This is a genomic window from Roseomonas sp. TS2 (assembly GCF_058833935.1).
This window is the reverse complement of record NZ_JCACVY010000001.1, coordinates 1-19,260: the sequence shown is the minus strand read 5'-3', so window position 1 is coordinate 19,260 and position 19,260 is coordinate 1. Positions and strand designations below refer to the sequence as shown.

The window sequence follows — 19,260 nt, the reverse complement described above, 5'->3', positions numbered from 1 at the left end:
CAGCGGTACCGAAACAGGCTGGTGAGCGCTCGTATAGAAAGACAGGACTGCTACCCCTGCTTGCGCAGCGGTCGAGTAAATCGGGGACCGGTTTCAACAAAGCCTGTGGCTCGGCAGAATTCGTACAGGGCCGGCGCATCCGGCGTGGCGATGATCTCCAATTCACCACAGCCGGCGATACGTGCAGCCTGCGCGGCCGCCTTGACCAGTAGCCGGCCAATCCCGCGGCGGCGCTCCTCGACGCTGACCAACAGCGTGCTGATCTGCGCCCTGGGACGAGCTGCCTCGAGCATCGGATACCAATGCATCACCACCAAGCCACTGGGCGGCCCCCATTGCAGCGCCACTAGCGCGGTTGCTGATGCCTGACGCAACGCCGCGAGCCGCTCTGCCAGGTCACGCGCATCAATGGCGTAGCCGGCCGTCGCCAGCAGATCGGCGAGACCAGGCGCCTCGGCGGCGGTGGCAGCGCGGATCTCCAAGCCGTAGCGTGATGTCACCCGTGCGGTCCAAACATGTGGAGGCAGGTTAGCCCGGATCAGCCACGGCATGAAGCAAGGCTGCGTCCCGGCCTCAATCACTCCGCGCTTGGCCAGGCTGAGGGTAAACAGCCAACATGGTCAGTAACGCGCAGGTCGAGCCAAGTGGCGTCAGCATGTACGCCGCTGTCGTGTGCGCCCATTCTCCTGTCTGATACGAGACGGGAAAACCAGTTCCTGTTTCGAGCTGGTGCCGGGGCTATCCGATTCAGGAAGTATCTGGACCCAGACGGCCTCCGTCCTGGCGCGGCAGGGGAAAGGCAGCAATAGCTGACGAGGCAGTGTCGGCAGGAGACAGGTGTCGCATCAGGCCTCCTCCGCCAGACGGTAAACGGTATAGCTGCCGCGAGCGCCGGCCTTGCCGGCTCCAACTTGCCGGACGCGTTCCAAAACCTCGACCCTGTGTCCCTGCCGCTGCACGCCAGCCAGGAAGCCACGCACTGTGTGCGGTGCCCAGCCGGTGGCCTCGGCGATCTGCGGTCCGCTGGCGCCCTCGGGGCGGCGGAGCAACGCCAGCACCTGGGCGCGCTTTGTGTCGGCCGGTGAACCGCGTGGCGCAGCCAGAGCAGCCCGTAGGGCGGTGAGGGCCTCCTCCAAGCCGCTGCCTCTTTCCCAAGCCGCTACCGCCACTTGGGCGGCGCTGCGCAGGTTGGTGCGAGCGACAGGCGCTGCGGCGGCTTCCGCCGGAGCGCCGATCGCCGTCAGTCCTGCCCCAGTAATGCGGAACTTCCCCGCGTCCTCCTCCAGCAACCCACGTTGGAGTAGAGACCGGAGCACGGCGCGTTGCGCAGCCGCGGGCAGGTTGAGCGCGAGAGCGCGGCGATCTGCCTGGTCAGCGGCGGCGATTAGCACCGCGCGGGCCGAGGGGGAGAGGGTGTCGGTTGTGTCCATGGTCAGCCTCCGGTGCGGTTGACCGAGACTGGCCGGCCGCTACCAGGGCAAGCCCTGCCGATCCGAAGCGGCGCAGGGCGTGGCGCTACGCTTCGCGTAGCTTACGCCATGAAGCAACCCCCTTCTGCGTATCTCTTCTGACCGGGCTGGCAGATCACAAATCCCCCCTTACCACTCATGTGCTCGGTCGCATCGCTGCAAGGATGGCCGCGATGTCCTCGCGCCCTCCCTCTGGCAGGAAGCTATCCCCGATTCCTCTGCGGATGCGGAACACGCGCGCAGAGCCCGAGTAATGGCGGCGAAAGTGACTGAAGGTCTGGGCGCCGAGGGCAATGATTATGGAAGGTGCTAGGAGCCTAATCTGTGTCTCCGTCAGCTCCCAGGAATTGCGATAGAGGGCGGCCCGGAATCCACTGTCCTTCGTCCGGAACTTGACGAGGTTGGTGTAAGCCACATCGCAGAGTGAAAGGCCCAACCCGTCCAGAAGAGGCGCGACCACTGTGCGGATGATCCGCCAGGTCGGCATAACCTCCTCGCCGAGGGCCTGCATAAGGCTTTGCGCGGCGTCCGTCGCGGCCTGTTCATCCATTGCATCGCGCAGTCGCTCCAGAAGGCGATATTGCAGCTGATCCGTAGTGGAGAGGCCCTTCCCAACCGGATCTGCTCCAGGATTTTGCCCGAGCAGCAGGACGCCGCCTGGTTGGTATAGAGCGCCCACAAAGCCGGGCTGCGGCAGCCTGTCATAGCCATGGCTGCGGTCCCGGCCCTGTGCCTCCGAGCCCGCAAAGAAGCTGGAGTGCTCGACCCGAAGGATGCTCTGCCAGAGCATGGCCACGCGGGAGATAAACGCCGGATCAAATTTGGCCTCTACCAGCCTTTGCCGAGAAGGGCGGTGCACCTGTGCCGGCTCGTCTTCTGTCGTCAGGACCAGTACGGTCTGCTCTGGGTACCGCCAATCCTGCTCATGGAAGATCGCGACGAAGCCTTCCACGTCCAAGTGGTTGAGGCCCCCAAGGCAGGCAATGCCCGGATGCTGCCAGCCGCAGAAGCGCTGGTCGACAGCGACCAGCTGGCCGGAGTTCGCGCGCCGGAGCCAAGCCTGGAGCGCGGCGAGCGGCGGGGGCGGCACGCCGAGGCTATCCTCCTCGCGGTCCGACATCATCAGTGCGACTGCGGTGACATGGCTCATGCGCCGTCCGCCACCTGCCGCCGATGCCGGCGAATGAACTCAGCGTGCCGCAGGGTAAGCGCCTCGGAGCTGATAGGCACCGCCCCGGGCTCCCTTGGACGGAGCGGCCGCCCATCGAGGCCGCCGTACTCCGAATCGTGGAGGGAGGATGCGACGACCAGCTTCGGGCCATCCGCACCGCTGGGATCGACTGCAATCAGGCCGCAGTCGAAGAGGGTATGCAGGTCTGCCCGCAGCAGAAGACCGTTCGAGGGATGGTTGGTTTTATCGCCGCAATACGGCAGGATGTGCGCGGCTTCCAGCACGTCGGCAACGGCGCATCCGGTGACGGCGCAGCGCTCGCCGTAGGCCACCATCAGGCTGCGGCGGAACTCGGTCTGGCCGCGTCGGGCCTTGATGGCGCGCAGAACGGTGGTTCGCGCGTCCTCCAGGTTCTGCGGATCGAAGGGCTGCTCGTTGGCCTCTTGGGCACCGATGGACAGGTCCGCCTGCCCAAGGGTGCCCTCGCGCTGGAGAACAAAGCTGCTGGCGCCCGGCCCGCCCGGCGTCTGGTGTGAGACGTAGGTGAAGGGGCCGAGATAACGGAAGCCGTAGCCCGGGAGCTCCCCTTTCTGGCGGCGGTAGAAGACCAGGAGTTCCAGGCCGCGTTCGACATGTTCGACGATCCAGGCGTCTGTCCCGCGCTTCTCCTGCCCTTGCCAGTGGAGCACGTCCCATTCCAGGCGGTCCTCGTACGGCGTGCGATCGGCGGACTTGTGCTCGGTGACGAACAGCAGCACCGAGGACGAGCCCTTCCGCCGGAAAACGCCCGACCCCATGGCGCCGGGGCTAATCCCCAGTCGCTCGGCCAGATCGGCCCGTGTGTAGACTTCGTCTGGCGTCAGTTGCCCCGAGAGGAGCTGGCCTGCGGGCTGCAGGGCCGAATCGACGACGACCTTGAAGCCCAGTTGCTCCGCCTTTCGTTGCACGGTCGCCTCGCCGCCACTGAATTGGGTTGGGCGAAGCACCGGGCGAGCCGGGTCCTCATAGTGCCAGGCCACGCCCAGGATGGCCTTGGACGGGTAGCGCTTGCCTTCGTGCAGGATCCAGTAGCCGGTTGGCGTGCCGTAGCCGTACTTCCGCAGGAAGGCCGCACTGCCAAGCCGGTCATGCTCGGCCACCGCCCTAAGGACGGCTTGGCGGCTTTGCAGCTGGGCAATACGGACTTGGGACTCCCAAAGCAGAGCCGGGGAAGTTAGCGGATCATCCAAATTTCTGGATTGTCTCATAGAGAAGACCGTGCGACCATTTCTCCAGTATAATCATTCAACTCACGAGTTAGAAGCTGCATTGCGGATAGGGAGGCGCGGGATGGTGCGGGAGGTGGCGTGCAATGCCCTGCGCAGTTCCTGCGTCGCCGTGGGCAGGGAGGCGAAGCGGGGCCCGAGCGTCTGGCTGCCGGGCTCCTTGGTGCGGCTGCTCACCGCCCCATGCGGATGGGAGGCTGAGCATGCCCCTTGGCGCTGACGTTCCCCGGTCGTCGGGGAAGGCATCTCCGACGCACCACCCCCAGCAGATCGTGCTCGTCAAGCTTCTGATCTGCCTTGGCATGGCGGGAGTGGGGACTGCTGCTGCAGGCCACTCCGGCATGAAGCCCCACGATGCCGTTGCCGTGGGCCTCCTTTTTGCTGCCCTGTGCGCCATGTTCCTGTTCGGGCTGTTCTCTGTGGCACAGGCCGATCCGGCTCCAACCGCAACGTCGGCGAGGGCGCAGCCCACACAGCCTTCAGCCGGCGCCACGTCACCAACGCCGCTGCCCGCGACGCCTCGAACCTACGGCGCTTCGCCTCTCACCTCTGCCAGCCGGCTGCCGGTGATTGAGTATGTGAGCGCCAGAGCGGTCGAGAGCCATCCGGGGATAGCGACCGCATTAGCGCCGGCCTGGCCCCCTCCACGCCAGCCGCCCCCACCGCCGCGGAGCGCATTTGCCTCGCCGGCACCGCCTCGAGCCGTACCGCCCGCAGCGGCCCCGAGCAGCGCGCCACCGCTGCCCTCCTTCGGCTCCGAAGGTGCGCGCGGCCGCTTTACCGAGGCTGACTGGCACGAGAAGAGCTTCCTCAAGCTGATGGGCTATCAGGTCGGCGTTTCCGGAATCTCGGCTTGGCGCCGGCAGGACATCCTGCGCCGGGCCTATGAGCGGCCGCTCCCGGGGGACATGCCAGCCGCGATGCGGGCGGAGTGCGGCGTGCCGGGCAGCTCCGTCCGGCTGCAGCGCATCGTCCGACATTTGCGGTTTTGCATCGCCATGGCCCGACCCCGGGCTGCCAATATGACCAAGGCGCTTGCGGAGTGGCAGGCGGACATCGCCTGGCTGCAGGCGACCTTTGGTGCCTTCCATCGCAACGTCAACTTCCATTGACCGCTGCAAGTTCACGGTCGTCGAACTGCAAACCAAGTCGGCCGCCTTCTGCCTTTGGCCAGCTTGTCATTGCTGCGGGCCGGTCGCAACTTCCGCTGCCCCTTCTGTGAACTCGCCCTGGAGAGCGGCCTGGACCAACAACACGGTCCGGGTGATAGCGCGCAACATCTCGCCCTCCGCCACCTTCGACCTCAGCCCGGCCACGCTTTCCGTGGCGGTGACGAAGCGGCGGATCCCCTGACGCTCGATCAGCGGCATCGAGGCGAACGGACCAACGGTGCGCGGCGTTCACCTCGCCTTCACCCTGTCCGGCGACCCTATACACCATGGCACCGACCCAGTTGCGTGCTCCGGTGGTGATGGCGCGGATCCTGCTCAGCACCATTCTCTGCCTACTGGCGCAGCTGGCGGCAGCCGAGGAGATCATGGGGCGCGTCGTCGGCATCACCGACGGCGATACCCTGACCCTCCTGACTGAGCGGCACGCGGAGGTGCGGATCCGGCTGGCGGAGATCGATACACCCGAGCGCGGCCAGCCCTACGGCACCCAGGCCCGACGGTCGCTGTCGGACTTGGCCTTCGGCAAGACCGTTCGGGTTGTCGTCCGCGGCACCGACCGCTACCGGCGCGCTGTGGGCCGCGTCTACGCCGGCCTTCAGGAAATCAACGCCGAGATGGTCCGCCGCGGAGCCGCCTGGGTGTACCGGCAGTACAGCGATGATCCCGTACTTCTTCGCCTCGAGCATGAGGCACAAGTCGGGCACAGAGGGCTCTGGGGGCTGCCGGAAGCCAAGCGCATGCCGCCCTGGGAATGGCGGAGGGCAGGCCACAAGTAGCGCCCGAAGCCGTCCGCAGCACCGGCAACTGGCCCGCTGTTCACCACGGACCAACGACCGTTGATCGGCGGTGAACAGCGGGCCTACGCCGGCTCGAGCTGCATCAACGCTGTCCTGAGGCAGGCCAGCCGCCGCTCGTGATAGGCAATCTCCAGCGCTATGCGGTCCGGGTTCGGGCCTCCGGTGCGGTTCAGCAGGCGCAGGCCCAGCTTTGCCGCCTCGGCGATGGCTGTCCGCTCGTAATGCCGGCGCCGCGCGGCATTCGTGAGTAGGGCATCAGCGCAGATCTCGAGCCGCCCTCCACTGGCACGCTGGATGGCGAGGTGAATAACCTCCTCGCCGATCGTGCCGTCGGTCGGGCGCCGGTATTCGCGCATGCGGCGATCGAGGTTGGCTGTCTGACCGATGTAGACGAAGCCACCGTCCAGCGTGATGCGGTACAAGCCAGGAGCCGAGGGCACTGGCCCGAACTGTGGCCACCGGTCCTGGTCGAGGGTGATGCGCCCGCAGGCGTCCCAGTTCAGCAATTCCGGGTCCATGGGTCTGCTCATCCTCCGCGCCGGTCCCTTCAGCTTATGGGCTTCAGCACGAACTCGAAACAGCATCACCCGTACCGAGGGCTCGCCATGTCCGGTATTGTCTTTAGAACAAAAATAGAACATCATGGCAGCATGAGCGAGCCTGGTCCGGTCAGACCTGAAGTCCTCCGGCGCATGCGGGAGGTGATTACCACGGCCATTGCCACCCGTTCCATGAGCATCCAGGAGGCGGCCGCGAAGGCACGGGGCCTGGGGCGCGGCCTGCAGCCGGCATTGCCCGCCGAGGTCGTGGTGGCGACCGTCACCGAGCTGTTGCGGGAGCTTGGCTGCTACGAGCCGCCTCTGGTGCTGGAAGACATAGCCGGGAGCACCCTGCGCCCGGCGGATCCGGCCGAGGTGGCGGACTCGCTGGCCTATGCGATGCGCTTCGACGAGCGCGGCAAGGCGCGCCGGACCGGCGTCGAGTATGCGGCGCTGCTGGCAGCCGAGACGCTCCTTAGGCACCTCCAGGCAAGCGGATACGTTGTCATGCGGCGGCGTGCTGCTGCCGCAGGCCGTTAGCCGAAATGTAGCGGCTCCCCAGGTGCGATGGCCGGCATGGACCCCGCCTTCACATTCACCGCCGGCGACCTGGCCGAGGACCAAGCGCTGCGGTCGCCCTGTGTTTGCCGCGTCCGGATCTTCCAGCGCCGGGTGCTGATCTCGTTGGTCGGGCGCGATACTCGATTGCACCTGATCGGGCTCTGCCGGGAGCTCTGGTGCTCGGACTGCGGCGAGCCCCCATTCATCGGTTCGGTGGTGCAGGAGGATGCAGTGAAGGCCTGAGTGGCTGCGCCGCCGTCGCCGGGTACGGTGCGCGCCCCGGTCAGTTCCGGTTCAGCCCCATCTCACGGCTCTGGAGCTTGGCTTTCCAAAGTGCCTCAATATGCAGGACGTCCTCGACGGATGCGGAGCTGCCGGCCACCTCCAGAATGGTAACCTGGTAGTCGCTCGGCTCGCGGCTCTTCAACTCGACATTCCCGCCGTGGCCGGTGTCGAAGTAGTCCAGCCATCGCTGCCAGAAACCGCCTTCGCCCGTGGCCGACCCGACATACTGCTCGCGGGTTCGCGGGCAGGTTAGCAGGTACACACCGCGGCTGGCCCGCAATGCCTGCACCCAGCCCTTCGGCAACAAGGCGATGCGGGAGAGAGACTCGACGAAGCGCTGGAAGCCTGGGAACTCCGGTTCCTGAAAGACGCGACGGACCTCCAAGATGACCTTGTCCTGCTTGTCAGCACGCTGGATCCAGGCGCGTGTGCCAACGCCCCAGTCGATCACCATGCGGCCGCTCAGGTCGGCCAGCAACTCCATGCGGGTCGCGGCATAGGTATCGCATGAGCCAGCCGGGTTGATCTCGTCTCGCTGGATCATCGGCGAGTCGACGGTCAGCAGTTCGCGCCCCGTGATGTGGTAGATGCCAGCAAAGAGCGTCTCTTCGGCCGGGGTCACGACGAAGGATGCCCAGTAGTGGGCATCGCCAAAATTCGAGCGCTGGGTGACCCCCTGCCGCGCCTGATAAGCCTCGAACAGCGGCAAATTGTCGCGCCAGAGCTCGTAGGGGCTCCTGCCGGGCGCCGCACGCTCCTTGTGGCGCAGCAGGCGGACATCGCTCAGGTCGAGCCCGGCAGAGGACAGCAGGAGGTTGAACCTGATCGGCAAGGCAGGCCATCTCGGAAGAGATATGAAAGCTACCCTGCCCGCCGTGCCGACACCAGCCGCCTCGGCCGCGGCGAGAGATCGCCGATCGCTGCTTGGGGCAATCGTCAGCATCGGAACTTGGAGCGTCGGTGACGGGCCAGGAAACCCTGCTCGGCCGGTGTCAGGGGTTCCCGCAACGGGCTGGGCAGCCCAAGCCGCGCGCGATCCGTCCCCGAGAGAGTGGCGGACACCAGCATAGTGCCGTCGTCCTCGAACGAAATGAGGCCGTTGTCGAAGAGCGCATCGAGGTGTGCCGCCAGCAGGAGGCCATTGCGCGAATCCAGCCGTTCGGCATTCGTCGCCTCCCGCCAGGGCAGGACGTGCGAGGCGCGGAGGATTTGGGAGACTGCAATCCCCGTCACGGCGCACGCGCCGGCCCAGCGGCGCATCAAACCCGCCCGGAACTGCCCCTGCCCGCGACGCGCCTCGACGAGAGCCAGCCGTGTCGTCTCCGGGATCGTCGTGTCGGACCGTATTTCTGCAACGTCGGCCTCGACCTCATCTGCCGTCGTGCCAGCCGTGATGAGCATAGATTTCACGCTGGACCATAAGACCGACAGGGCCTCGGCTTCGTCCGGTTCCAGGAGGAAGTTGGTGCCGGTCCGACGCCTCAGCAGCGGCATCTTGGCGAGCACCGGGTCGGATGCGACAGTGTCTCTATGAAGAATGTCTCGCCCCTCGGCGAGGCGCAGCAGGCGAAGCCTGACACGGTTCTGCGGCAACGCCGGATCAGCGCTGCCGCTCCTGGGGATCCAGTAAGGAACGGCTACAGCATCCTCTGGACGGACAGACGGCAAATCCATGATCTCGGCCTCTGCAATAACGCCGCTCAGAGCCCTATCGTCGTCACCGATTGCCCGCCATGCAAACACGCGGTCGCCTACCACCATCTTCGAGCTGTTCTGCCGGACGACCCAGAGGAAGTCAGCCGGTCGCGTTGCCAGGTACCCTGAGATGTTAAAGTCTCGCGGCGTGGCCTGGAAGATCCAGGTTTGCTGTTGCGCCGCCTTGTCTGACCGAGCTGCCTGCGGATCCACTTTGGCAGCGCCGGAAACTGCATCCGGCAATGGCTCGACAAGAACAGGGAACCCCAACTCTTCAAGCTTCCGTCGTACGGTCGCATCACCGCCGGAGAAATCCTCGGCTCGCAGCCACCGGTCACCAGCGGCGTGTTGGAAGCTCCAAGCGACGCCGGCGATCGCCTTCGAGTCGTACCTCTTGCCGTTTACCACAATCCAGAACCGCCGGGCTGCGCCGAAGCCATAACGGCGGAGGAACTCTTCCCGACCCAGCTCGTCAAATCGTGCAATCGCCTGCCGCACGGCAGCAGGGTCGGTGAGGTCATCAAGTGATGGCAAAGGCATCTATCTCCCGGGCAGCACGGCAACAGAATTCAGCCAGCGCTCGCCGGAGCGCTGGGGCCGAACGTCGGTCGTTGTCCAGACCTCCATCAGCGTCAGGTCGGTGCCGCTCAGCGCGGCGCGCAGCGTCTCCTCTGTGTGGTCGGTGAAGCGTCGCCCCGCTGCCACGCGCTCGCCCGCGCCATGCTTGAAGGACATGTAGAAGGCCCCGCCGGGCCGGAGCGCGGCTGCAAGCCGCCGGGCGACGGCGGGCAACCCCGACGCCCGCACGTGCAGCAAGGAAGCGCATGCCCAGATGCCGTCGAACTCTCCACGCCAGGCCACATCCTCGAAGCGCATGTGCAGGACCTCGGCTTGGCCGGCAATCCGCTCCCGCGCTAGCCGCACCATCTCGGCCGAGGCGTCGAAGGCCACCACTGGATAACCCCGCTCGACGAAGGCCAGCGTGTCGCGCCCCACTCCACAGCCCGTGTCGAGAATCCGGCCACCCCGCGGGATGTACCTGAGGAAGCGCCCGTAGAGCCCCGACATGTCGAGGCCGGCGGTCTGCGCCGAGAACTCCGCGGCGTGCCGGTCGTAGTAGGCGACCGTATCGTCGGCCGATTCATCCATCCGCGGCCGCCATCTTCGGTTCCCACTCATGCACGAGGGTATCGAGCGCAATCCTCTGGCGCGACCGCAGGAATGACGCCCGCGTATCGGCGTCGGCGCCCGTCTGCAGCATGATAGTCTCCCGCAAGGGGTGGTGGCTGTCCACAAGCCAGTTGTTCCGCTCATGCAGGCGCGCAATCAGCCGCGGCGAGGGCACGGCCGCGAACTTGCCGCGCTCGCCCCGGTTGCAGCCCCGGCAGGCGAGCACGAGGTTCCAGACGCAGTCAGCGTCCGGCATCTCGCCACGCTCTTTCAGCACCCAAGGGAAGAAGTGATCCACGTCGGTCGCCGCGAGCGGCACCTCAGCCCGGCAGTAGAAGCAGCGCCCGCGCTGATAGCCGTTCAGCGCCCCTCGAACCCGGGTCAGACCCGTCCGCCGGATGCGGCGCTGTTCGGCCTCGACAAACAGCAGATCCTGCGTGGCGTCTGCTTGCACGGCGATGCCGGCTCGGGGCAGGTCAAGCTGCCAGGCGGCCTCGACCAGCCGCCAGCGTGCCTCGGTCTCGTCAGCGAGCCCGGCGCCCTGCACCGAGCCTGTAAGCCGCCGCAGGCTGTCAGTCAGACGGATGGCGCCGCCTCCGCCGCGGTTGCCCCCTCTCTCGTCCTCGAAAAAGCGGACCGGGACCGGCCCGCGGCCGACCACGTGGAAGGCATCGATGACGTTGACGAAGCCGAGCCGGGCGGTGGTGCCGACCAGCGCGTCCTCGGACAGCTCGCCGCGGTTGAAGGCGCGGCATGCGTCCAGGAACTTGCTCGACCGGGAGGTGGTCTGTTTGTCGACGAGCTTCAGGTGTTCGCAGAGGTGCCGGGCGAAGGGGCCGGCGAGCTCCTCCAATGGCACGCGGTCGTCGGCGCGGTCGGCAAGCCCGATCAGGGTCTTGGCCAAGGCGAACTTGTAGGAGGCCACGTTGCGGCCGAACAGGACGACCGCGCGCCAGTTGGCGTCGAGTGTCGGGGCCTTAGCGAGGAAGTCGGTCAAGCGGCGGAAGGTCCGACAGACGCGAGGCGCCCAAGCTTAACACTTCGGGTCCGCCGACGGCTGGGCTGAGGATGCCACCATACTGGACCAGGTCTCCGAAACGCCACCACTGCCTTCTTCTCAGCAACCATCCCCATCAGCCAAGCCTGCCTGCACAGCAAAGACGAGTGCTTGAGGCCCTCGCTGCCAATCATCTGATCTTCAGGGTCACCTGGCTGTGCCTTCTGGCAACATCAGGCGCTGAAGCGCATGGAGTCGATGCCGCTGCGACAGCTGGTTCAGCGCCCTAACCGCCGTTACACAGCTCTGAACCGCATCTGGCTGACGTCGACGGCAAATATCTTGAATTCTTTCTCCAGGTATCACGAACTCCGTACCATTAAGCGGCGATAAAGCATGCCGTGGAGGAAGAACTAGAATATTTCCGACACGCAGTCGGTCCATACTGCGCGGGTCAATCCTATTGGCGGCGGCAAGCAGGTGATAAAGAAAGCCGTTTCCGTACTCTCTTTCTGCCAATCTCCACAAATTTTCCCCACGTTGGACAACAATTTGCCGAGACGGCTCCTTGAATGAGCGAATAATACGAATTTCCTCTTCAATATCTGCCCTTACCCACTCAAATGGCCAATTGGGGCGTAGGCGAGTGGTGAATGCAATCCGAATGAACGGTTCCTGGGAGCTGCCCTCAAACCCCGACAGCCCTGGATCTATCCTAAACTGAGGTTGGATGCTCCACGTAACGCCAGTTATAGCAGAAAGAAAATCTCTATATTGACGAGACAGAACTCGACCGTCATTTTGTTCTAAGAACTCCCCATTTATAAAGGTGTTCTCAGGTATTCTATGTGCTTGGGAACTGATATTGTTTATTGCAATCAGGAGTGCTATGTTAGGGCTGGCTGGAACTATGAGGGCGCCGACAGGCGTTGTAGTGATGGCCTCCAATATTTGTCCGACAACAGAATTTGTGTCAACTCCGAATATTGATGACAAATCAACGTCGATGCTCACTTGCGGTGAGTTCGCCCGTAGTTGTCCACTATACCGACTGCGAGCACGGCTGAATTCCGACGTTTCTTCCGCACGGAAGCTAAAATTACCGACAACTGTGCCACGCAAATCCCCAAGGTCGGTGGCCCATCCACCACCCCAAGGCCAATCACCACACGCCCGTTGTTTGCCTTCTACACTGCCAATGAAGCTGATGGCACGTTGAGAATACGCGGCGACTTGCACATCGACGACACGGTAGAAAGAGCAGCCATCGTGCCTGAGGTTTGCTACCGAATTTCGGATTGATTCGAACAAATCTGCCGCTCGAAATACCTGCTGAAAAGTGACGTCCACGGTGCCAATTTCATTCGTCCGAAAAGTGTAGCCCCAGGCTGTAATCTTCGGAGCAATCTGAAAGAACTCGGAGGGTATCTCGATCGGCCGCCCGACCGACAGCTGTAGCCTCGCGATGTAGTCCTGAAAGGCGTTAACTGCATCCTGATCGGGAAATGGATTGTTAGCGATTAGTGGACTCAAATCGAGGGGCGGACGTGGCGCAGTGCGATCACCATTGGGGGGAGCCGGTGCACGGTCCGGCCGCCCGTTAGCGCTGCTGTCGCTTAGCGCGCACAAGGAGGCGGCAAGTACAATTGCGCTAGCAAAGACTTGCCAGCCTCGGCTCACAGCGAGAGCCCTCATGGCTCGTCCACGGCGATACAACCGTTGGAGGTAGCCACGACGGTTTGCCTGAACGGCTGTCCGGCGTTACCACTCGGTCGTGAAACGCGGGCGGCGCCGATGACATGTCCACCAAAGATTGCCGTCAGTCGATCTCCACCGGCACCATCGAAGACGATGTATGGCGCATTATCAAGACGATCAAATGTCGCGCCATGAGTGGCAAAGATTTGCGGGGCAGGCGGCGTAGCAACAGCTTCGGCGCGCTGCGGTAGCACGCTAATCATACGGCCTGGCGTCGTGAGACCCTGGGGATCGATGTTGAGGGTTTGTAGGACTCGTGGAGGCAGGTTCGTGCTTGGGATCTGACAGGCTTCGGTTCTGCCTTCATTTACAACGCGGCCAGCAGCAACTGTGATATCGCCACGTTGGCAGGTATCGTCAGCATCTGTGAGGTTATAACGTTGGAGAACGTCGGCTCGTCGAACCGTGCCGCCAGACTGAGCCGCGTCAATCATCTGGGCGAGGGGCGCTACTGCGGAATAGAACCGAACGCCTAGGGGCAGGCACGAGCCCGAATTCGGATTTTGTGGATCAGAGCACCAGGATGTACATGTCGAAACTGAGGGCGCGCTAACCGCGCCATACGAGCCCCAAGCCTCGATCGGATTTACCCTCACGGCAACGTTCTGGCGAAGAGAGTAGGCTGCCTGGAAGCGGCAGCTAGTTGCAGGGTCGTGGATCGTACATCCAAGAAATGTGCGACCGTTCACGTTCCCAGATCGCGCGGGGACCAAACCGTTGCCCTCAATAGGTTTCAGGAACTCGCCACTAAGCGTGTCGCGGGTGTTGACCGACCACCTAACCTGCCGTGCCACGTCAGACGTGTTCTCAGCGTAAGCACCTTGGGAGTTCTGACACTGGCAGCGCGGCTCAGCATTAGGATTTGTCAAAACAACGCTCACCGGGATCGCGGGCGGTAAATTCGGAACTTGATCCTTCGTTGTTCCGCTGCAGCCAGCCAAGTTTACACTCAGGGCAGCAATCGAGGAAGCCGTTGCAAACCGGGATCCGAAGGTGCTCTCAGCTGAGGCGCCGCAGCCTAAACCGGCATGGCGGCGAAGCGTCGGACTAAGACTGGAGGGAGTCATGATAGAGTGCCGGCGAGACGACACGAGCGAACGGCACGTCAGTAGAAAGCCAACGGCAAACACGATACCCATTTGCGCTTCGACCACCAAGTTCTCGCTTTGCGCAGATCGAAGCGGATCGGTCATCAGTCGGACAAGAGCGTACCACATTGCGAAGGCACCAGTCGCAAAGCCGCTGCGCCAAACAATCGGTTTGCGCCACACCAGGAAAAACAAGCAAAGTCCGGGAACGGCGCCCTGCAGCAGCGCGTCATACAGAGCGACCGGATGCCGAAGCACGCCCTGACCATCGGGCAGACCAGCAAAATAACTAGTCTCTACCCCCCGGTAATCGTCCTCTATAAAACTTGCAAATCTGATCAGAATGACAGCGAAAGGCGCGGTCAGCGCCACCATATCCAAACAACGCAATACTGAGATACCGTGGATGCGCGAGAATAAAAACACTGCCACTGCCACGCCAAGAAAAGCACCGGATGACGACATGCCGCCGGACAAAAACTCAGCCGCGTATATGTTTGCTCCGTCAAGAATTATCGAATTAAACAAATATCCGGATCGCCCACCGAACACAACGCCGAACGCGACGACCAGGAATAAGAAATCGGCCTGCCTAGCGCTGATTGCGACCTGAAAACCACCTGGAGGCCAGCGTCGCAACAGCTGCTTTGACATCCACCACATGCAGGATATGCCCACGATGTAGGCAGTGGCGTACCAAGTTGGTAGAAGTGCAGCAGCGGAAGCGTAGACTCCAGCGACATCTGGCATCGTTGGTGTTCCTCTTCGCGGTAGCGACTTGCCCGGATGGCCTGCAACCGCGATTGAGGTACAATCGAGGTAATCTCTGCAACAGTTTTCTGACGAGATCAGGCGGCACAGCCGGTGCCGATAGCAGCTAGAGCTGCTCTGTCGGTGGAGTGGCCCCTATCAAACCGGACATGCGGCGTGGTTGGCTGACTGCTCAGCGATGAACTCACGCGGCGAGCGCATGCGCAAGCCGGAGTGAGGGTGGATGGTGTTGTAGTCCTCGAACCAGGCGGGGAGTTGCTGGAGGACGGAGATGGCGTCCGGTCTGGGGTTCACGCGGGCGTAGTCGCGCTTGAGGGTTTTGACGAAAGCCTCGCAGACCCCGTTGCTTTCGGGGCTGCGGACCGGCGTGAAGCACGGAATGAGGTTCAGCGCGGCGGCGAAGTCGGTCGTCTCGGCGGCGGTGTAGGCGGAGCCGTTGTCAGCAAGCCACTGGACAGGCTGCGGGGCGCGGATGGCGTCGAACCGGCGCTCGACGCAGTCCAGCATCATGTCCCTGATCATCTCGCCGGAGATGCCGCCGCCGGAGGTGGCGACCCAGGCGATGATCTCGCGGTCATGGGTGTCGATGGCAAAGGCGACGCGGACCACCTCGCCGTTCCAGCACGAGATCTCCAGGCCATCGGAGGCCCAGCGCTGATTGGAGGCGGGCGTGACGACGGTGCCCTCATGGGCGCGGATCGGCCGCCTGCCGATGTGGGGCTGAAGCAGCATTGAGGAGAGGCGCATCAGCCGGAAGATGCGCTTGTGATTGACCGGGGGCTCGCCGGTGCTGCGCCTGGCGCGGTTCAGCAAGGCGGTGACGCGGCGGTAGCCATAGGTGGGGCGGGCATCGGTGATGGCGCGGATCTCGGCCAGTACGGCCTCGTCCTCGGCACGGCGGTAGGAGCCACGCCGCGGCCGGTCGGGGCGCCGGAGCTGGTCGGCCAGGTTGGACCTGGCGACGCCAAGGGTGTCGGCCACGGGCTTCACCGGGAACCGCCCCGTGGCGGCGACGGCAAGTGCCACGCGTGTTTTTTTGGGCGTGCGGCTTCCAGGGCCTCGCGGAGGATCTCGGTTTCCATGGTCTTGCGGCCGAGGAGGCGCTCCAACTCGCGCACCTTTGCCTCGAGTTCGCGGACGCGGCTGACGGGGACCACGTCCTCGTCTGCCCTGACCGCCTCGTGCCCGCCCTCGGCCATGCGCCGCCTCCACTGGAACAGCAGGCTGGGGGAGACGCCGTGGAACCGGGCGACGGCAGAAACCGTCATGCCGGGCTGCATCGTCTGCTCGACCAGCCGGACCTTCTCCTCGGCAGTGTAGCGTCGGCGGCGCTCGCGGCCGGTGACGATTTCGACACGCTCGATGGGCTTCGACATAGGCGCACGCCTAGGCTTCCACCTAGGCCCTCACGGTTGCGCCGCGTGTCCGGTCGAATTGGGGGCCGCTCCAGTCGGCAACTGTGGGTTGATAAAAGCCGGCATCAGCGTACCGCCGCCTCGCGGTCGACGATGGGCCGCCCAGTGCCGGCGGCGCAGCAGCGAGTCACGTCCGCCCGCAGACAGCCACGCCGACCGCGCGATCAACACGGGCCAGGGCGTTCCAGGCTTTGGCCGATCGGTCTAACTTGACGCGCATTCGCCAGTGCTGGGGCGCGTAGCGGTCTGGACGGATCTTCGCGCCCATTGTCAGCTGGGCGGCCATTGCGTGGAGGCTCGCCGACAGCCTCGATGTGGCGAACAAATCGGACGAGCTCGTCTCGCGCAGCGATCTTGGACGCCAGCCTGGCGACTATAAACGGGCGCGCCGGCCTGACTCGTCCTCGCAGCGGCCACTTGCCCGCGGTCAGAGACTTTCATTCCCCGGTTCCCATGGCTGCTCCAAATCCTCTCGGAGAATGCAGGTGTTCAGCAAGGGCCCGCTTCGGCGGGCCTCTGCTGCGTCCGGCGCAGTGTAAGCGGGCGGCGCACCACCGTGGCCCAGCCATGGGACAGGCCGGGAAGCCGCGATGCGGTCTGCCTCTCCCTTATCAGGCGAGGGGCGCGTCATCGCGGATCCCGCCCTCCGGCATCGCCTGGCTGGTGCCGCGGCGGCCGGCGCGCTGGGTGAACAGCCGGGCGCCCTCGCCCAGTTGCCCGTGCTCCAGCGCCTCCAGCACCTCGCGGTACACAAAGTGGCTGGGATAGAGCGCGGCGGGCAGCTTCGTGAACCAGCACAGGTCGCCCGCCTCGGGTGTGCCGCCCGGCTCCACGACGCGCTTTCCGGGGCTGCCGCGCAGCGTCGCGGGATAGCAGAGCGAGATGGAATGGCCGCGATCGTCGAAGATCTGCAGCAGCGCGACCGGCCGCTCGGCGGCCTCCACCGCGCAGCCGAACTCATCCCGGGCACAGGCCTCGATGCGGTGGGCCATGTCCTCCCGGTGGCGGATGATGCTGCCGGGAACGTGCCAGCCGGTGCCGAAGGCATCGTCCCGCCAGGCGAGCAGCACGCGTCCCTCCCCGTCGCGCACCAGCAGATCCACATTGGCGGTGGCCGAGACCTCGGTGATGAAGCGGAACAGCGGTTTGGGCAGGCTCGCTCCGCGCCCGCTCAGCCGGGCCAGCAGGCTCTCGAGCGTCCGCAGCTCCTCGTCCGAAAGTTCCTGTTCACCAGCCTGCATCTCCATGGCTCCTTTCGCGCACCGGCAACGGCATCAGCTGCCCGCCTTGCGGCCATCCGTCCCGGCCGGGGCGGAGGGGGGAGGAGCGGCGCGGCCTTCACCCTCATGGTTGTCCAGGGGCTTGTACTCCTCCGTCGCGATGTTCCTGCCGAACTGCCCGTGATTGCCAGGAAGCTCCTTGGGGCTGGATGGATCGGCCATGCTTCGGTTTCTCTCTGGCTGGAGGGCACACAGCACATCAACACGGCCGGGGCCTTCCGGTTCGCCGGCGCGGAATGCGGCCGCTCCGCTCAGCCTCCGGGACGAAGGGAGGCCGGCGAGGGCGGCGTCATGACGCCGCCCGCCTGCAGCCGGACGACCATGGCCTGCAGGTGGGCGAGAACGGCACGCAGGGCCGGCGTCACCGCACGGGTGGGGCTGAGCGCCACCATCAGCCGCGCGCGCAGGGGCGGCGTGCCGATGCCCCGCAGCACGTAGCGCCGGTCCGCCGCCTCCCGCGTCAGCGCGGCGCGCGGCAGCACGCTCCAGCCGATGCCGCGCTCGACCAGCGTGCGGATGGCGGTCAGGCTGTCCACCTCCAGCAGCAGCCGCGGGTCGGGATGCGCGCCGGCCCGTTGCAGCGCGCGCCGCAGCCCGTGCTGCCGGTCGGGCAGGATCAGGTCGAGCCGCGACAGGGCGGAGAGCGGCACCGCCTCCTGGCCCGGCAGGTCGGCGGCCCGGCGCCGGCGGGCGAAGAGCAGCAAATCCTCCTCCGCCAGCACCTCCGCCGTGATGGCCCGGCTGCGCTGGCTGTCATAGAGGATGGCGATGTCGAGCCTCCCCTCCGTCAGCCACTGGTTGATGAAGCCGCTGAAGCCATCGACGAGGCGGATGTTCAGCTGGGGGTAGCGCCGCCGCAGCTCGCCGAAGATCGATTCCGCCAGATGCACGGACATGAAGGTGGGCACGCCGAGCACCACCTGGCCGCGCGGCACCGGGTCGTCCAGCGCCGAGGGCAGGTTCGCCAGCGCCGTGAGCAGCGGCCGGGCGGCATCGGCCAGGCGCTGCCCGTCCTCGGTCAGCCGGGCGCCGCGGCCGTGGCGGTAGAGCAGCGGCCGGCCGACCTCCTGCTCCAGCAGCGCGATCTGCCGCGACAGGCTGGGCTGCGCCAGGCCGAGCGCCGCCGCCGCCCGGCCGAAGCCGCCATGCTCGGCGATCGCCAGCAGGGAGCGGAGCCGCGTCTGGTCCATAGCCTGGGACCATAGCTGCTACTGCAAGCCGGCGCATGTGCTGGCGCGCTATCCATCCGGCATGGGAAACGCCAAGACCGCCGCCGAGATCCTCCTCGACACCCTGGCCGCGCGGGGGGCGGACCGCGCCTTCTGCGTGCCGGGGGAATCCTACATCGCGCTGCTCGATGCGCTGCACGCGCACCCCTCCATCGACCTCGTGACCTGCCGCCACGAGGGCGGGGCGGGCTTCATGGCGGTGGCCGATGCCAGGCTCACCTGCCGGCCCGGCATTGTGCTGGTCTCGCGCGGGCCCGGCGCCTGCAACGCCGCCATCGCGCTGCACACCGCCGAGCAGGACGCGGTGCCGCTGATCCTGCTGATCGGCCAAGTGGAGAAGCGCGACCTGCGCCGCCGCGCCTTCCAGGAGATCGACTACGGGGCGATGTTCGGCGGCATCGCCAAATGGGTCGGCGAGGCCACGCACCCGGACGAGGTGCCGGAGCTGATCGCCCGCGCCTGGAGCATGGCCACGCAGGGCGTGCCGGGGCCGGTGGTGCTCTCCCTGCCGGAGGATGTGCTGGCCGCGCCCTGCGCCGCGCCCGCCCTGCCGCCCACCCGCCTCGGCGCCGCCGGCCTGCCGGCGGACACCGCCGCC

The 19,260-nt window shown here is 65.4% G+C and carries 21 protein-coding genes; 5 read left to right on the top strand and 16 right to left on the bottom strand.

The genetic code is table 11. The annotated features are described in order from the left end of the window. Positions 1 to 50: 50 nt before the first annotated feature. The 4 genes from ACZJYS_RS00105 to ACZJYS_RS00090 form a co-directional block, all read right to left on the bottom strand. Positions 51 to 500: a GNAT family N-acetyltransferase gene (locus tag ACZJYS_RS00105; protein WP_493175026.1), complete on the bottom strand. Its 450-nt coding sequence runs from the start codon at positions 498 to 500 to the stop codon at positions 51 to 53. Between the two features lie 345 nt (positions 501 to 845). Continuing rightward, a complete protein-coding gene (locus ACZJYS_RS00100; RefSeq protein ID WP_493175024.1) occupies positions 846 to 1,430 on the bottom strand; it encodes a DUF3489 domain-containing protein in 585 nt (194 codons plus the stop codon). Between the two features lie 175 nt (positions 1,431 to 1,605). Next, a complete protein-coding gene (locus ACZJYS_RS00095) occupies positions 1,606 to 2,619 on the bottom strand; it encodes a uracil-DNA glycosylase family protein (RefSeq protein WP_493175022.1) in 1,014 nt (337 codons plus the stop codon). Further along, positions 2,616 to 3,887 (bottom strand): DUF3427 domain-containing protein, encoded by a 1,272-nt coding sequence (locus ACZJYS_RS00090; protein ID WP_493175020.1) that lies wholly within the window; start codon positions 3,885 to 3,887, stop codon positions 2,616 to 2,618. The genes ACZJYS_RS00095 and ACZJYS_RS00090 overlap by 4 nt, the downstream gene beginning before the upstream one ends. Before the next feature lie 290 nt (positions 3,888 to 4,177). Here ACZJYS_RS00090 and ACZJYS_RS00085 point away from each other — a divergent pair, with 290 nt between their 5' ends. Next, positions 4,178 to 5,017, top strand: coding sequence for a hypothetical protein (locus ACZJYS_RS00085; RefSeq protein ID WP_493175018.1), 840 nt, complete (start codon positions 4,178 to 4,180; stop codon positions 5,015 to 5,017). 66 nt (positions 5,018 to 5,083) lie between these two features. Here the strand turns inward: ACZJYS_RS00085 and ACZJYS_RS00080 are convergent, their stop codons facing one another. Continuing rightward, a complete protein-coding gene (locus tag ACZJYS_RS00080; protein ID WP_493175016.1) occupies positions 5,084 to 5,275 on the bottom strand; it encodes a hypothetical protein in 192 nt (63 codons plus the stop codon). Positions 5,276 to 5,343: 68 nt separating this feature from the next. On the opposite strand from ACZJYS_RS00080, the gene ACZJYS_RS00075 reads away from it, so the two are divergent. Then, on the top strand, positions 5,344 to 5,853 hold the full coding sequence (locus tag ACZJYS_RS00075) for a thermonuclease family protein (RefSeq protein ID WP_493175014.1): 510 nt from the start codon (positions 5,344 to 5,346) through the stop codon (positions 5,851 to 5,853). A gap of 83 nt (positions 5,854 to 5,936) precedes the next feature. On the opposite strand, the gene ACZJYS_RS00070 is transcribed toward ACZJYS_RS00075, so the two are convergent. Then, entirely contained in the window at positions 5,937 to 6,392 is a 456-nt protein-coding gene (locus tag ACZJYS_RS00070; RefSeq protein ID WP_493175013.1) for a GIY-YIG nuclease family protein, read from the bottom strand. Between the two features lie 87 nt (positions 6,393 to 6,479). Here ACZJYS_RS00070 and ACZJYS_RS00065 point away from each other — a divergent pair, with 87 nt between their 5' ends. Together ACZJYS_RS00065 and ACZJYS_RS00060 are read left to right on the top strand one after the other, a co-directional pair. Next, entirely contained in the window at positions 6,480 to 6,953 is a 474-nt protein-coding gene (locus ACZJYS_RS00065) for a hypothetical protein (protein WP_493175012.1), read from the top strand. A gap of 36 nt (positions 6,954 to 6,989) precedes the next feature. After that, positions 6,990 to 7,217 (top strand): hypothetical protein, encoded by a 228-nt coding sequence (locus ACZJYS_RS00060; protein ID WP_493175010.1) that lies wholly within the window; start codon positions 6,990 to 6,992, stop codon positions 7,215 to 7,217. A gap of 40 nt (positions 7,218 to 7,257) precedes the next feature. On the opposite strand, the gene ACZJYS_RS00055 is transcribed toward ACZJYS_RS00060, so the two are convergent. From ACZJYS_RS00055 to ACZJYS_RS00010, 10 genes are all read right to left on the bottom strand, one after another. Further along, positions 7,258 to 8,091 carry a GIY-YIG nuclease family protein gene (locus ACZJYS_RS00055; protein ID WP_493175008.1) on the bottom strand — a complete coding sequence of 278 codons (834 nt, stop codon included), beginning with the start codon at positions 8,089 to 8,091 and terminating at the stop codon, positions 7,258 to 7,260. A 104-nt stretch (positions 8,092 to 8,195) separates the two neighbouring features. Continuing rightward, positions 8,196 to 9,494, bottom strand: coding sequence for an HNH endonuclease (locus ACZJYS_RS00050; RefSeq protein WP_493175006.1), 1,299 nt, complete (start codon positions 9,492 to 9,494; stop codon positions 8,196 to 8,198). Next, positions 9,495 to 10,103 carry a methyltransferase domain-containing protein gene (locus ACZJYS_RS00045; RefSeq protein WP_493175004.1) on the bottom strand — a complete coding sequence of 203 codons (609 nt, stop codon included), beginning with the start codon at positions 10,101 to 10,103 and terminating at the stop codon, positions 9,495 to 9,497. Then, the gene (locus ACZJYS_RS00040) at positions 10,096 to 11,121 is read right to left on the bottom strand and encodes an HNH endonuclease (protein WP_493175002.1); all 1,026 of its coding nucleotides are present in this window, start codon (positions 11,119 to 11,121) and stop codon (positions 10,096 to 10,098) included. Before ACZJYS_RS00040 ends, ACZJYS_RS00045 begins: the two co-directional genes overlap by 8 nt. A gap of 207 nt (positions 11,122 to 11,328) precedes the next feature. Then, positions 11,329 to 12,471 carry a LysM peptidoglycan-binding domain-containing protein gene (locus ACZJYS_RS00035; protein WP_493175000.1) on the bottom strand — a complete coding sequence of 381 codons (1,143 nt, stop codon included), beginning with the start codon at positions 12,469 to 12,471 and terminating at the stop codon, positions 11,329 to 11,331. Between the two features lie 341 nt (positions 12,472 to 12,812). Next, positions 12,813 to 14,717, bottom strand: coding sequence for a prolipoprotein diacylglyceryl transferase (locus ACZJYS_RS00030; protein ID WP_493174998.1), 1,905 nt, complete (start codon positions 14,715 to 14,717; stop codon positions 12,813 to 12,815). A 159-nt stretch (positions 14,718 to 14,876) separates the two neighbouring features. After that, a protein-coding gene (locus ACZJYS_RS00025; protein ID WP_493174996.1) for an IS3 family transposase occupies positions 14,877 to 16,114 on the bottom strand; the annotation gives its coding sequence in 2 pieces (ribosomal slippage) (positions 14,877 to 15,778 and positions 15,778 to 16,114; 1,239 coding nt in all). Positions 16,115 to 16,764: 650 nt separating this feature from the next. Further along, positions 16,765 to 17,394 carry an NUDIX hydrolase gene (locus tag ACZJYS_RS00020; RefSeq protein WP_493174994.1) on the bottom strand — a complete coding sequence of 210 codons (630 nt, stop codon included), beginning with the start codon at positions 17,392 to 17,394 and terminating at the stop codon, positions 16,765 to 16,767. Positions 17,395 to 17,427: 33 nt separating this feature from the next. Next, a complete protein-coding gene (locus ACZJYS_RS00015; RefSeq protein ID WP_181377982.1) occupies positions 17,428 to 17,595 on the bottom strand; it encodes a hypothetical protein in 168 nt (55 codons plus the stop codon). 89 nt (positions 17,596 to 17,684) lie between these two features. Continuing rightward, positions 17,685 to 18,623 (bottom strand): LysR family transcriptional regulator, encoded by a 939-nt coding sequence (locus ACZJYS_RS00010; RefSeq protein WP_493174992.1) that lies wholly within the window; start codon positions 18,621 to 18,623, stop codon positions 17,685 to 17,687. A 61-nt stretch (positions 18,624 to 18,684) separates the two neighbouring features. Here ACZJYS_RS00010 and ACZJYS_RS00005 point away from each other — a divergent pair. Next, the coding region (locus ACZJYS_RS00005) for a thiamine pyrophosphate-binding protein (RefSeq protein WP_493174990.1) at positions 18,685 to 19,260 on the top strand (576 nt) is incomplete at its 3' end.

Bases quoted from the DNA above. Each gene is read 5' to 3' on its own strand.
- ACZJYS_RS00100 (WP_493175024.1), bottom strand. From the start codon at position 1,430: ATGGACACAACCGACACCCTCTCCCCCTCGGCCCGCGCGGTGCTAATC.
- ACZJYS_RS00095 (WP_493175022.1), bottom strand. From the start codon at position 2,619: ATGAGCCATGTCACCGCAGTCGCACTGATGATGTCGGACCGCGAGGAG.
- ACZJYS_RS00090 (WP_493175020.1), bottom strand. From the start codon at position 3,887: ATGAGACAATCCAGAAATTTGGATGATCCGCTAACTTCCCCGGCTCTG.
- ACZJYS_RS00080 (WP_493175016.1), bottom strand. From the start codon at position 5,275: ATGCCGCTGATCGAGCGTCAGGGGATCCGCCGCTTCGTCACCGCCACG.
- ACZJYS_RS00075 (WP_493175014.1), top strand. From the start codon at position 5,344: ATGGCACCGACCCAGTTGCGTGCTCCGGTGGTGATGGCGCGGATCCTG.
- ACZJYS_RS00070 (WP_493175013.1), bottom strand. From the start codon at position 6,392: ATGGACCCGGAATTGCTGAACTGGGACGCCTGCGGGCGCATCACCCTC.
- ACZJYS_RS00065 (WP_493175012.1), top strand. From the start codon at position 6,480: ATGTCCGGTATTGTCTTTAGAACAAAAATAGAACATCATGGCAGCATG.
- ACZJYS_RS00060 (WP_493175010.1), top strand. From the start codon at position 6,990: ATGGACCCCGCCTTCACATTCACCGCCGGCGACCTGGCCGAGGACCAA.
- ACZJYS_RS00050 (WP_493175006.1), bottom strand. From the start codon at position 9,494: ATGCCTTTGCCATCACTTGATGACCTCACCGACCCTGCTGCCGTGCGG.
- ACZJYS_RS00045 (WP_493175004.1), bottom strand. From the start codon at position 10,103: ATGGATGAATCGGCCGACGATACGGTCGCCTACTACGACCGGCACGCC.
- ACZJYS_RS00030 (WP_493174998.1), bottom strand. From the start codon at position 14,717: ATGCCAGATGTCGCTGGAGTCTACGCTTCCGCTGCTGCACTTCTACCA.
- ACZJYS_RS00020 (WP_493174994.1), bottom strand. From the start codon at position 17,394: ATGCAGGCTGGTGAACAGGAACTTTCGGACGAGGAGCTGCGGACGCTC.
- ACZJYS_RS00015 (WP_181377982.1), bottom strand. From the start codon at position 17,595: ATGGCCGATCCATCCAGCCCCAAGGAGCTTCCTGGCAATCACGGGCAG.
- ACZJYS_RS00010 (WP_493174992.1), bottom strand. From the start codon at position 18,623: ATGGACCAGACGCGGCTCCGCTCCCTGCTGGCGATCGCCGAGCATGGC.